The sequence below is a fragment of the Nostoc sp. UCD121 genome (assembly GCF_014222285.1).
Classification (GTDB): domain Bacteria; phylum Cyanobacteriota; class Cyanobacteriia; order Cyanobacteriales; family Nostocaceae; genus Nostoc.
Map to the genome: position 1 here is coordinate 23,636 of NZ_JACKZS010000061.1, position 13,778 is coordinate 37,413.

Below are 13,778 nucleotides of genomic sequence, written 5' to 3' on the forward strand. Positions count from 1 at the left end.
TAAGGGATTTAAACCCTTTACCCCTTCCCCTTTACCCTGCTTTGTCACGAAAGCGAACTACTAGAAGCAAGAACTGTCTAATCATTACAGCAGAAATATAAGCAGCCACAAATTCTTCATTCACAAACGCATTTTTGAATAAGTTGCTGTTTAGACAGCTTGGTGATGGCAGAGTGTTAATTTCGATTAAACAAGCACAAAATTGTTTTCGGTTAGTGACAATCCAGTAGATAATTTTGCAAATTGTACCTGAGTAAACCCAGACGCACTGCCATCTTGATCAAAGAACAATGCACCTGTAGAATCGTCATAGATGAATCGTTGGCTGCTTGTAGTTGCAGATGTTCCAATAGTAAACTGAGTTTTCTGAAGTAAACCTATTGATAATCCGCCAGCAAAATTAAAAGCATATACCTGAATCAGTTCATTAGTGGTGTTGAAGTCATAAATAGTGTTAACACCTCCATTGTAATTATTGAAACCAAAGGTATCAGTCCCATCCCCTCCATAGAGGCTATCATTACCGTTTCCACCAGTAAGGATATCATTACCATTGGTGCCGACAATAAAGTCATTGTAGTCTGTACCTGAGATGTTTAATCGTTCGATATTGTTGTAGTTAACCTGATACTTGCCCACTGTAATTGCTCCAATGTTAGTAGCAGCATCGAATGTCGTTGTGATTCCCCCAGCAGTAAAGTTGTAAAAGGTGAACAACAAATCTTCACCATTACCCCCATCTACCGTTTGAGTCACTAAATCAGACAGAGCAGTATCTGGGGAATTAGTGATTAGATAGAAGGAATCATTGCCATCGCCCCCAGACAAGAGGTTATCACCTGTTGAACTGCTAGCATTTAAGGTATCGTCACCAGCGCCACCGTTGAGGGTGTTATTACCAGATGGGCGAGAGTCGGAGTAGTCATAGGAGGAGTAGTAGGAGTAGTCGCCAGAAATGTCAAGAGAATCATTGCCATCACCCCCAAAGAGTAGATTATCGCCTTTTGAACCGCTAGCCTTCAATGTATCGTCACCAACACCTCCATTGAGGGTGTTATTGCCTAATGAGCGAGAGTCAGAGGAGTTGCCGTAGTTCTCTACGTAGCCGCCAGAGATGTCAAGAGAATCATTACCATCATTCCCAGAGAGCAGGTTATCACCTTTTGAACCACCAGCACTCAAGGTGTCGTTACCAGCACCTCCGTTGAGAGTGTTATTGCCTAATGAGCGAGAGTCGGAGGAGTAGCCGTAACTGTTGCTGTAACTGCCAGAGACATTAAGAGAATCATTGTCATCGCCCCCAGAGAGCAGGTTATCACCTTTTGAACCACCAGCACTCAAGGTATCGTTACCAATACCTCCATTGAGAGTGTTATTGCCTAATGAGCGAGAGTCGGAGGAGTAGCCGTAACTGTTGCTGTAACTGCCAAAGACACTAAGAGAATCATTACCATCGCCCCCAAAGAGCAGGTTATCGCCTGTTGAACTGCTAGCACTCAAGGTATCGTTACCAATATCTCCATTGAGAGTGTTATTTCCCGCACCACCTCTGAGTATGTCATTACCACTTAAGCCGTCTATGATGTCGTCACCTCCCTGACCATTGATGACATCATCGGAGTTGTCAAAACCTGTAATGTTATTATCGAGGTCATTGAGGAAGGTAACAGTGTTCCTTTTGAACAAGCTAGTTTGAGTGGAATTAGCATCAAACACATCAAAACTGTCGGTAATGCTGGTTTCATCAAATAGGATATTGCCAATAGCAGGTCGTGAAGAAGTTGCTGGCAGATTATCCAGATTTTCTAATTTGAAGTTTTGGAGAATGATTTGGGTACTACTAAAATCTCCAAAGGTAATTTCTAAGTTGTTACCATTTTGAGTTAATTGCAGATTTTGAGCAGTGAATTTATTACCACTAAATTGCAAGGTGTCTACAGAGGCAATCACTGCTGTTGATGGATTTGAGCCTTTACCTACGCCACCGAAATCGGTGATAATATCAGTCCCCTCGGAAAAGTAGTCGTAAATAAATTTATCATTGCCAGCGCCACCAGTTAGGATATCGTTACCATTCCCACCTGTGAGGATATCATTACCTCTACCGCCAATAATCGTATCATTATCACCAGCACCGGCGAGTGTATCGTTCCCATCGTTCCCCACAATGTTGTCATTGTAGAATGTACCTGAAATATTGAATCGTTCGATATTACTGTAACTAACCTGATTTGTGCCTACCGTAATTAAGCCAATGTTAGTAGTGGCATTGAAAGTCGTTGTAATCCCCGCAGCACTATTGGTGTAAATGACGGACAACACATCGTCACCCTTACCGCCATCTATGGTATCATTGCCAGCAGCACCGGTGGAGAGAGTATCGTTTCCACAGTTGCCCATAATGTTGTCATCGTAGGCTGTACCTGTGATATCTAATTGTTCGATATTCTTGTAACTAACCCGATATGTGCCTGCCGTAATTGATCCAGTGTTGGTAGTGGCATTGAAGGTGGTTGTAATCCCCCCAGAAGCATCGTAGTAATTTACGGACAACAAATCGTTACCCTTACCCCCATCTATGGTATCTTTGCCACCATTGCCTGTGGAGAGCGTATCATTTCCATTGCTCCCCACAATATTGTCATCATCGGCTGTACCTGAGATATTTAATTTTTCGATATTCTTGTAACTAACCCGATATGTGCCTGCCGTAATTGATCCAGTGTTGGTAGTGGCATTGAATGTTGTTGTAATGCCGCCTGTAGTATTACTGTCATAACTGTAACCAACGGACAACAAATCGTCACCCTTACCCCCATCTACCGTTTGATTCTCTAAATTTAGATAGAAGGAATCATTGCCATCGTCCCCAAAGAGGAAGTTATTTCCTGTTGAATTCTCAGCCCTCAAGGTATCGTCACCAGCACCACCATTGAGAGTATTATTGCCTGAAGACAATAATATACTATTGTAGTAAATGGGAATACTAGAGATATCAAGATAATCATTGCCATCGCCACCAGATAGCAGGTTATTGCCTGATGTTCCCTCAGCCATCAAGTAATCGTTACCAGCGCCACCGTTGAGGGTGTGATTACCTGATGAGATATAATTAGGAACTCCTTTATAAGTAAATACACTAGAGGTGGTGAGAGTATCATTGCCATCGCCTCCAGAGAGTAAGTTATTGCCCGATGGAGACTGAGCAGACAAGTAATCGTTACCAGCGCCACCGTCAAGGGTGTTATTACTTGAGGAGGCAATATAGTCGTTTCCGCCGTAAATAAAAAGAAAAGAGGCGGAAAGATAATCATTGCCATCGCCCCCAGAAAGGAAATTATTGCCGGATGTTGCCCTAGCATCTAAAGTATCGTCACCAATGCCACCATTGAGAGTGTTATCGCCTGTTGAAGTATCAACATTCAAGTAATCGTCACCAATGTCACCAATGAGGGCATTATTGCTATTGCCCTGATAATCAATGAGAGTATCATTCCCTGCACCACCAATGAGAGTATCATTTCCTGCACCACCCCTCAGAAGGTCATCGCCACTCTTGCCTTCAATACGGTCATTTCCACCTTGACCATTGATCACATCATCTGAGTTGTCAAAGCCACTAACATTATTGGAGAGGTCGTTAAGGAAGGTGACTGTGTTCTTGTTGAAGATAGTAGTTTGGGTGGAGTTGGCATTGAAGACATCAAAGCTGTCAGTGATGCTAGTTTGCACATCAAACTCTATATTTGCCAAGTCTACACTGGCTCCAGTAGAGTTACTCAGGTTTTCCAGGTTTTCCAGGGCAAAGTTCTCCAGGATGACTTTGGAATCAAGCACATTTTCAAATGTGATTTCCAGATTCTTTCCATTCTGCGTCAGCAGCATATTTCGGGCAGTAAAGGCAGCACCTTGGAATTTTAGGGTATCCACTTCGGCGATGACTCCTGCCGAGGGATTTACGCCTTTACCTATACCGTTAAAATCTGTGATGAGATCAATTCCGGTGTAGTAGTTGTAAACAAACTGATCTTTCCCACCACCACCAGTTAGGGTGTCATCACCTTCGTTACCTGTGATGGTATCGTTACCTGCTTCACCATTAATCGTGTCCGCTTCATAACTGCCTACTAGAGTATCGTTACCGTTGGTTCCAATGATATTCGCCATAATTTTCTACCTACCTAAATTGATTTTTGCAGTAACTTTCAGTTGTGAATTTGCAGTTTTCATTGTTTTCATGCACAAAATTGCACCGAAATCTGCATATTTCATACTTCAACCTTGAAAAACAGTAAATTTATCGAAAATTTACCCGATTAGATGGCTTGGACTATCACTTATTTAAGTATTCTCTTACTATCTAAGTCTTAAGCACTGTACAAAATTATGAGGGTGTGTATTCATCACAATTGAATGTCTACAACCACCCTCCATATTTGTTTTTTGCCAGTGTTTAAGTCCTACTAGAAGAGAAAATATTCAAGTCAGTTTTAATTTGCTCAGATATTTTACTCCCTAACTTTACTTTTATTCTATTTATCTTTAGAGAGGTCTAGACATTTAAGTCATCTTTATTGAGAAGGAAGTTTAACTATTTTGTGCGTCTGTATAAAAAATATGATTTCCAATTTTCCTAATGGTAGTTTTCTCCTTTGACGAACCCAAACAGGCTAAATCTCACCTGAATCTCAGAATTATCGCGTTTAGGAAAGGCAACTTTTTCTCGCAGCAAAATCCGGTGGCAACTGCGATCGCTTTCATACAACGAGTTAATTGTTGCTTTAGTTACAGCTACTTTCAGGTAAATAGACCGCGCGGTAGGGGCGCAAGACCTTGCGCTCCTACGACTGTAAAAGCCATTGAAGGAATAAACTCTAAGCTTGAAAGGTAGATAAATGTTCTATGAATGACTCTCAAATACAGAGTTGTTATCTTTCATTAGGAAGACGCGATGCCTACGGCGGGCTGCGCCTACGCACAACTGCTTCGTAGGATAGTAAAAGTTGAAAGCTTGTAATCGGCTCAGATCGTTTGGAATAAGCGATTACAAGTCAGCATTAAGCAGTTATATCGGAGTTTTGAAGATTATGAATCAGACATTGACCCGTCCTTTGGCTGTTGTAACGGGTGCTTCTAGTGGTATTGGCTATGAACTCGCCAAACAGTTTGCTCAAAATGGCTTTGATCTGGTTGTCACAGCCACCGGCTCTAGCATTAATGAAGTGGCTGGTGCTTTTGAAGAACTAGGTGCCAAGGTTGAAACCGTACAGGCGGATCTTGCCACATACAATGGAGTCGAAACCCTTTATAACCAAATTCAAGCTATTGGAAGACCAGTGGAAGCGATCGCTATTAATGCCGGAGTTGGGTTCAGTTAAGGGCTAATGGTAAAAATTTTGGGTTTTTGAGACGCGATAAATCGCGGTTTCTACAAGTGTTTTGGTCTTATCTGAACTGTATTGAGTTAAAATCGACTAAAATTGAATAGCTAAATAGCAGTTAATACTTTGTAATGAATCCCTACGCTATCCTTAATCAGACCAAACTTCAGCGTGTTAGTGATGGCATAACCCAATCTCTACTAGAAAATTGCGAAACTGCCTCACATATCCTTATTTTAGTCTGGCCACAACTTGGGGATTTTGATAGTCTTGAATATGCGTGGTGGTTACAGCGCGAAGCTAAAAAATTGCCTCCTGAAAAACTCGCTATTCGTGCAGTCGGAATTGGCGATCGCGCCTCTGGAACAAAATTCTGTGAATATACAGGATTTCCAGCCGAAAATTTATTTGTTGAACCTAATGCAGAACTACATCAACAACTCAAACTTTATTCAGGTCTGAATCTCCCTGTCCCTGGAATTTCCCCTACTCAGAAAGCTTGGCTAAATCTACTGTTCATGTGTGCAGGGTTTGGAAGTCCTGGAACCCTAAGAGAAGTTTTTCGAGGATACAGAGGCGATCGTCAAGCCCCTCAACTCATTGAAGATGATGAAATTATTCAAGGTACTCCTCTACCTGCCTTTCAAGGCTCGTTTTTCCAATTAGCTGGTGGAATTGGGTTTCAACGTCCCTTTGAATTAGCTACTCTACGGCTACGGAATATGGTGGAAGTTCTGAGCAATTGGCATACTTATGTACCTAATTCTGCTTACTTAACTCAGCGTGGTGGAACTTTTCTGTTTGATAGCCAAGGCCAGTTACTTTACGAACATCGAGATCCAGGAATTTTGGGCTTTGCTGCTAATATGAGTCGGCCCCTATCATTTTTATCCCTTATCGAAACAGATAGCTTTACCTCAATTCATAATTCATAATTGCTATTTCAACAAAATCCAACCTAACAAAGTTGTCAAATTGAACGCTTTTGTGTGCATTTGCCCCATAACAGATGTACATCATCTGGTTGCCTGTTGTAGTTAACTATCTTCAGATTTAATACAAGTACTTTCATTACTTTTGCGCTCTTCAAGTTTGTGAATTGTGAACTATATGGTTACTCAATTTAAGTATTAAATAAAATCATTACCAATAGTTTAGGAAAAGCAAAGACGTGAACCGTTTCAAAAAGCTATCCTCAATTGTGTTCTTGCTATTAGCCTTTATTTATCCACCTGGTTTGGCTGAAGCCAAGGATAACACTCTCAATAATGTTCTCAATGAACAGGCTCTTGACGCACAGACAAAATTAGTTGGAGAGCAAAGCGAAGAGCTTTTGTTAGCTCACCGACGGAATCGACGACGTTATCATAGACGGCAACGGACTGGAAAATATTATTATCAACGCCAGAGGAATCGACGACATTATTATAGACGGCGCTATCGCTCTGTAAATTATCACGGACAACCATATCGTCATGGAGAATGGGAACTTGTGCGCGATCGTCATGGACGATTAATATATAATTGGCAGCGTTAAATAGTAAACTTTGCAGCCAATTTTGCCAGAGAATCTTTATGTGTAAATCCTAACTTAGGCAGACTTATTCGAGACAAAATAGTGGGTATTGCCCATGTCTATCTTTAATCATTAATTGTTCCATCAGGCATAACTGCACCACGCAGATTTGCACCCGTCAGATTTGTACTACTCATTTCTGCTCTGATCAAATTTGCCTTACTTAAATTAGCACCAGTCAAGTCTGTCCTAGCAAGATAGGCATCAACCAAATCTGTTTCCGTAAGGTTAGCCTGACGCAGGTTAGCCCGACTTAAATCAACTCTATTTAGCCTTGCAAAACTTAAGTTTACTCCACTCATCTGACATCTAGTCAGTTTAGCATCTGCCATAATTGCACCATACAAATTAACACCTGTAAGTTCGGCATCAATGAGGTTTGAACGTTCCAATCTAGCGTTCATCAGGTTAGCACCTTTCAAATTAGCACCACCGATGTTAGTATCTGCCAAAGATGCATTATGTAAAATCGCTTCACTCAAATTGGCATCACTCAAATCGGCATAACGTAGCGTTGCCTCACTCAAGTTAGCACCACTCAAATCAGCTTTAGATAAGTCTACACCAGTTAAATCAGCGCCCCGCAGATCAGCCTTATGAAGATTAGCACCCCGTAGACTTGCAGAGTACATTCTCTTTTCTTCTCGCAGGTTAGCCCCACGCAGACACGCACCAGTTAAATTTGCACCACTCAAATCTGCGCCACGTAAATCGGCATTCATCAAGTTAGTATCTAGCATATATGCCAAAGTTAAATTGGCATTACGCAAATCAGCACCCTGCAAAGTTGCACCATGTAAATTAGCATCATGCAAGTTGGCGCTGATTAAACTTGCCTGATTTAGGTTCGCACCGCTTAGCTTTGTACAAACTAGGTTTGCGTGATTCAGAATTCCCCGACTTAGATAGCTAAAAATTAGGATAGCATTACCCAAATCTGCTTTATTCAAAGCTATGCCAATCAAGTCTGCACCAAACAAATTTATTCCATTTAAGTTGGCCTCAATAAATTTTGTTTCTCCATTCTCATAGCGCTTTAGAAGTTCATTAGCATCCATATTTTTTCCTATCAATTACCACAATATTTAAATTTTTCTCGGATTAACAATAATCAAAAATTACCATTATTCTTTGGGAGGAGGTGCTATAAATTGACAGGTATTACCATCATCATTGAGTCCAATTTTCTGATAAGGATTAACTGGTGTTTTAGTTCCTGGAGAGGGATCGTTGTTGAACGGATTATATCCATTGGCGCTGGGTGATATATCGCCATATAAAGCTCGCATAGATTGTATAATTCCACTAGCTGCTTGAATATTTTCATCCGGCTTCCCTAGAGATATAACAGCACTATTTAATTTAAATTCAAGCTCTCTCAGAGTTGGACAAATATTAAATAATCTCAGCAATAAATCATCAAGTTTTTGAGTCTTCAGTTTCAACCAGTCTTCTTCATTGAAAGTAAATTTTTTGTCAAGTGCAGAAAATAGAACTATTTTAGCCCTAAGTGGGTTAGTATACTTCATAATATTTTGGCGTAAATCAAACTGATTATATTGATATTTAATTTGACTGCTTGGAGATTTCTCGATAGAATTTAATGATATTGGTTCGGAATTATAAAATATTTGTTCCTCTTTGCAAGATTGATTTAATAATAGTCCTGTTGATTCTTCTTGATGAGGTTGATTTAAAAATATTCCTGTTGGTTCTTCAGGCGTTATATATAGTTTCTGCATCTGATGAAAAATAACATTGGCGATTATGGCGTATTCAGCTTGTTTATTAAGAGTTTTTACAACTTCAGATAAACTATAATTTAAGTTGTTGGTAGTAGGATTCAATCTAAATAATTCTTGAATTAATTCTTGTAATTTAAACCTATCTAGCGTCTCTTCATCATTCTCCCAAATCTTTTTACAAGTTGAGTATATTAATTTTTTAATCCGTTTGGAGTTTTCATGCTGTTCTAAATGTTTAGTTACTGCATCGAGACTAGATATAGTTTTCATCGGCAAATCTCCAGCACAAGTATTAAATAGGAACAAATGATAAAGCTAACCTTTTCAACGTGACTCGTAAAATCTTTTTCTCGGAACATTGTCTGTGTCGAAAGTGGCTTATAAGTTATTTATTTAACCGCAGAGGCACAGCAGAAAGTCTGAGAGCAGGCATCAGGTTTAGAAGATATAGAAAAGAGATTTAGAGAGGAATCACTTTTGATAATGTCTACTCACTTTGAAAGGGCTGGTCTTATGTTATACCCTTTTTATCTAGCTTGTGTAGTCATGTCGAAGCACTTTGCCTAGGGTTGGCACAAGGTAAGGATGCCTACAGTTTCAAGGCAATCCCAAGTAATACCGCATCCATTGACGACATCCGCAATTGCCGAAAGCCTTGCTGATGTAGGCTATTGGAGTTATGAGTGGCGTATTGGTGGTAAATCTAGCGCAAAATCGCAGAAATTGCATGAAAAAGTGCGAATTATCTAGCGCAAACTCTAAATTAGCTGTTTTAGTAGGTAGCTACTGATATTGCCGCTATTTTTAACCACAAGCTGCTGTTGTATAAATATTCTAATTATTTGAGCCAGGTTCCCATCGGTTACACTGGCTTATTATATTACAGTTGCTACCTATGTATTACTTATATTAGTATTGGTTTACAAGTTGTTGGACATATTGCTTGGACGAGCCATAGCTTACGATCGCTACATCAAGATCAGCATACTTGTAAAGGTTCAAGGCACGTTGGATTGCTCCAATAATCCAATCGGTTTCGTTGCCAAATGCTCCACCACCGAGAAGCGTAAGAAACAATCTGTTATTTCCATTTCTGATCGAATTCAAGATTGCAGTACAAATAGTTGCTTCATAGGATGCCTCTAAAACGAGGCGTGCAAATTCCGTCCAAAGATTTGAGGAATGACGAGAGTAGCTAACTGGCAAGGCAGAGCAATAGGCTTGTGAGACGGTATGCTTGCAATCATTGAGCGTTACTTGCGTACTCCATTGAATGCCGATTCGTAACAACTCTCGCAATCCATCAAGTCCACTCTCGCTTGCCGCTTGAAGTCGATTTGAAATCTCGACCAAACCGCTATGTGATGCCAAAGCATAACCGTTTCTCATTTCCCAAAGACGGCTTTTGGAATTTCCCAATGCTACTCCCATATCTGCAAGACAATCGATTTGGTTTGTTGTTGATTGTCCGGCTTGCCCATTTACGCTTGCAAAGTAGTTTCGATAAATCGTTCCTGCACCAGCCGCGATCGCACAGGCTGGCCCCTGGGTAGGATCATTCTCATAAATCCCTACACCACTCTCAGGCGTTACATTTGGAGATACCATTTCAAGCAGATTAAACTGGGAAGCTACTTGAAAAAGCGCATCAGCATTCGATTCATTTATGTGCAAATGCTGGACGTTGGCAACTACCTCACGTACCGATATTTTTCCAACCTCATATCCACTCGCATGGACACGTTCTCTGAGTTCGGCTAAAGACGGTGTTTCCAACTGACCGCAAACCATTACTTTCCCATTCACATGAGATTTCAATACCTTACCGTCAACAGTGATATTCTGCCAAACCTGTTGTGGGGAATCTTCAGGAAAACCGGTCAATATTTCAAACCACGTCATTGGATAAAATCAAACGACATACATAACTATTTATTGTACGGAAAGTTTTCGTATAATTTTTTCTTTTTGAAGGACTTGCCCAGCGATCGCTCTTATGACTAATATCCACACAGGACTGCACCAAACAATCTACTAAATACGACATGCCCTTTTTCAAAAAAGAAAGCTCTTGGTCGTGGGAATAACTGTTGAGTGTTGACTTTCAAGTAGCCGTACTAGGCATTTGAGGAACTGGCTTGATTAAGAAGGTCAATAGCATCTTGGTCAAGCTTTATATTGACAGCTTTGATGATATCGTTGAGTTGCTCAACCTTTGTTGCACTAACAATAGGAGCAGTAATGCTGGGATTAGCAATGAGCCACGCCAGAGAAACTTGGGTGGGAGTAGAATTATAAGTCGTTGCCACCCGATCAATTGCCTCTAGAATTCGCAAGCCACGAGGGTTTAAATATCTTTTTACAGAATTACCACGGAGACTAATAGACAAATCTTTTTCTGAGCGATATTTACCAGAGAGAAAGCCGCTGCATAGAGAGGAATAGTTAATCACGCCAATTTCCTGTTCTTGGCAAATTTGTTGTAAATCCTGTTCATAACCATCTCGGTCATACAAGTTATAACGGGGCTGAAGGCTTTCGTAGCGAGGATAGCCATGCTGACGGCTAATTTCTAATGCCTGTGCCAAACGCTCTGCACTATAGTTTGAAGCACCAATCGCACGCACTTTTCCCTGACGAATCAATTCTGCGTAGGTTTCAAGGGTTTCTTCAAGTGGAGTGCTTTCATCGTCGATATGCGATTGATATAGATCGATATAATCGGTTTGTAACCTCTGCAACGAGTCTTCCACAGCTTGTTGAATGTGTTTACGAGAAAGCCCTTGGCCTCTAACACCCATATCATTGCCAACCTTAGTTGCAATCACCACTTGGTCACGATTACCGCGCTGCTTGAGCCATTTTCCTAAAATTGTCTCAGACTCTCCACCTTGATTTCCTGGAACCCACTTGGAATAGACATCAGCTGTGTCAATAAAATTACCTCCAGCCTCTATGAAACTATCTAAAATCTCAAATGAACTATTTTCATCAATAGTCCAGCCAAATACGTTGCCACCAAAAGATATTGGTGATACTTCTAGTTCTGAACGTCCAAGTTTACGCCTTTGTGTAATGACCATGAGTTTTTTCTTAAGACAGTCTTAGAATTACTTGTGCTAACTCAAATTAAAAATACAGTATGCTATTGAAACTACTATAAAGCTATTGATAAACCGTATTTTTAAGAGATGAACGTAGGTTATCACGGAAAATCATGTCAAATCAAGCCTTCTTATCGTTGAGCGTTCTTAAGCATACTTGTTCTAAATATTACCACTTATTTGGTCTGCGTTAACAGTGTTGGCAATATAGCAATCCTACCCAATACTTGTCGGGTTTTGGGTTAAAGGGGAAAAACCTTATATCTCAAGTCTTCCACTCCTTTTCCCTTTAACCGAGCAGTATTGCAATCCTACTTATTAAACATCAAGGAATGGGGATTCACTCGAACTCCGGACAGTAGCCCATCCTAGACATCGCTCAATAACGTTACAATAACTAATTGTTACTAATTAAACGGTAATTTACTTATGAGTCAACTTGAAAAGATTCAAGCTGAGTATGAAAAGTTTACTGAAGAATTTGAGAGTGTAATCATTAGTACTGTGAACGCCCAAGCAATACCAAATGCTAGTTATGCTCCCTTTGTAATGGATAATTCCAAAAATATCTATATTTATGTCAGTGGTCTTTCAACTCATACCAAAAATATCTATACCAATCCTCATCTAAGTGTCTTATTTATCGAGGATGAAGCCAAGAGTAATCTAATTTTTGCCCGTCGTCGTTTGAGTTTTGATTGTACGGCAACTTTGATAGAGCGTGAAACTGACAAGTGGAATCAAATTGTTGAGCAATTTCAAGGGCGATTTGGTGAAATTATCGAGGTTTTGCGCGGCTTGTCTGACTTTCGGATTTTTCAGCTAACTCCTAGTGAAGGGCGTTTTGTAGTTGGTTTTGGGGCAGCTTATCATATTAGTGGCGATAACCTCCATCAACTTGTTCAGATCACAGGAGATAGTAATCAAAAGTGAGAATAAATTATGAATTAGTTTGACTGTATACAAATTAAATATGAAATAGCTTAGGACACAAAAATTTTACTTACTCTGATATTTATCGGTAAGCTTGAATTTATACCTCTTAATTTTGCCTTCGGGTAAAGTGCCATTAAACTATACTTTTTAATTTTATGCTTCAGTTTCAACCTCCTGGCTTTGGACATAAACTTATCCATACATCCTTGGGGGCAATGGTTTACTATACCCAAACGAATACACCTTGGGCGTTCGCTGATACTGAAGATTTACCTCCACTACTGTTTCTCCATAACTTTGGTGGTGGGGCATCTGCGTATGAATGGTCTAAAGTTTACCCGGCTTTTGCTTCTAATTACCACATTTTAGCTCCTGATCTAATCGGCTGGGGAGAATCGGCTCATCCAGTCCGGGATTATAAAATTAGGGATTATCTCAGCACGATCGCAGAGTTTATCATTGAAACTTGTCGCCAGCCAGTGACGGTGGTAGCTTCTTCTCTAACAGCCGCTTTTGCTATCCGCCTAGCTATTGTTCAACCCAATTTATTCAAAGCACTGTTTTTGGTTTCCCCATCTGGGTTTGATGATTTTGGGCAGGGTGCTGGACGCAGACTTCCGCTTTCGGTAATCAATACGCCTCTGTTGGACAATTTTATTTATATGCTTGGTGCTGAAAATGAAATTGCAGTCCGAAATTTTTTACAAAGTTTTCTGTTTGCCAAGTCAGAACGAGTATCTCAAGAAATTGTGGATGCTTATTTAACCTCTGCACAACAACCTAATGCCAAATTTTCCGCCTTGGCATTTTTACGGGGCGATCTTTACTTTGATCTGAGTTTATATATTCAGCAACTGACAATTCCCACTGTGATGTTTTGGGGAGAGAAGGCACAATTTACCAATATCAAACTAGGACAACGCTTGGCAAATTTAAATCAAAGGACAATTCAAGATTTTTATGCGATCGCAGATGCAGGAATATTACCTCATTTAGAAATACCTGAAGTTGTCATTGGTTTATTGCAACGATATCT

The 13,778-nt window shown here is 40.2% G+C and carries 11 protein-coding genes; 6 read left to right on the top strand and 5 right to left on the bottom strand.

What is annotated here, in order from left to right; genetic code table 11:
- Positions 1-186: 186 nt before the first annotated feature.
- A complete protein-coding gene (locus tag GNF10_RS15185; protein ID WP_185585082.1) occupies positions 187-4,167 on the bottom strand; it encodes a calcium-binding protein in 3,981 nt (1,326 codons plus the stop codon).
- Positions 4,168-5,087: 920 nt separating this feature from the next.
- Between GNF10_RS15185 and GNF10_RS15190 the strand changes: the two genes are divergently transcribed.
- The 3 genes from GNF10_RS15190 to GNF10_RS15200 all read left to right on the top strand — a co-directional run bounded on the left by GNF10_RS15190 (position 5,088) and on the right by GNF10_RS15200 (position 6,918).
- The gene (locus GNF10_RS15190; RefSeq protein WP_221643325.1) at positions 5,088-5,378 is read left to right on the top strand and encodes an SDR family oxidoreductase; all 291 of its coding nucleotides are present in this window, start codon (positions 5,088-5,090) and stop codon (positions 5,376-5,378) included.
- A gap of 134 nt (positions 5,379-5,512) precedes the next feature.
- Positions 5,513-6,316, top strand: coding sequence for a peroxiredoxin-like family protein (locus tag GNF10_RS15195; protein WP_185585081.1), 804 nt, complete (start codon positions 5,513-5,515; stop codon positions 6,314-6,316).
- 236 nt (positions 6,317-6,552) lie between these two features.
- A complete protein-coding gene (locus GNF10_RS15200) occupies positions 6,553-6,918 on the top strand; it encodes a hypothetical protein (RefSeq protein ID WP_185585080.1) in 366 nt (121 codons plus the stop codon).
- A 104-nt stretch (positions 6,919-7,022) separates the two neighbouring features.
- Here GNF10_RS15200 and GNF10_RS15205 read toward each other — a convergent pair whose 3' ends face one another.
- Positions 7,023-8,015 carry a pentapeptide repeat-containing protein gene (locus tag GNF10_RS15205; protein WP_185585079.1) on the bottom strand — a complete coding sequence of 331 codons (993 nt, stop codon included), beginning with the start codon at positions 8,013-8,015 and terminating at the stop codon, positions 7,023-7,025.
- Positions 8,016-8,081: 66 nt separating this feature from the next.
- Entirely contained in the window at positions 8,082-8,972 is an 891-nt protein-coding gene (locus GNF10_RS15210; RefSeq protein WP_185585078.1) for a hypothetical protein, read from the bottom strand.
- 315 nt (positions 8,973-9,287) lie between these two features.
- On the opposite strand from GNF10_RS15210, the gene GNF10_RS15215 reads away from it, so the two are divergent.
- Positions 9,288-9,452, top strand: coding sequence for a hypothetical protein (locus tag GNF10_RS15215; protein ID WP_185585077.1), 165 nt, complete (start codon positions 9,288-9,290; stop codon positions 9,450-9,452).
- Between the two features lie 159 nt (positions 9,453-9,611).
- On the opposite strand, the gene GNF10_RS15220 is transcribed toward GNF10_RS15215, so the two are convergent.
- Together GNF10_RS15220 and GNF10_RS15225 are read right to left on the bottom strand one after the other, a co-directional pair.
- On the bottom strand, positions 9,612-10,604 hold the full coding sequence (locus GNF10_RS15220; protein WP_185585076.1) for a hypothetical protein: 993 nt from the start codon (positions 10,602-10,604) through the stop codon (positions 9,612-9,614).
- A 215-nt stretch (positions 10,605-10,819) separates the two neighbouring features.
- Positions 10,820-11,785, bottom strand: coding sequence for an aldo/keto reductase (locus tag GNF10_RS15225; protein WP_185585075.1), 966 nt, complete (start codon positions 11,783-11,785; stop codon positions 10,820-10,822).
- A gap of 450 nt (positions 11,786-12,235) precedes the next feature.
- Between GNF10_RS15225 and GNF10_RS15230 the strand changes: the two genes are divergently transcribed.
- On the top strand, positions 12,236-12,739 hold the full coding sequence (locus GNF10_RS15230; protein ID WP_185585074.1) for a HugZ family protein: 504 nt from the start codon (positions 12,236-12,238) through the stop codon (positions 12,737-12,739).
- A gap of 158 nt (positions 12,740-12,897) precedes the next feature.
- The coding region (locus GNF10_RS15235) for an alpha/beta fold hydrolase (protein ID WP_185607178.1) at positions 12,898-13,778 on the top strand (881 nt) is incomplete at its 3' end.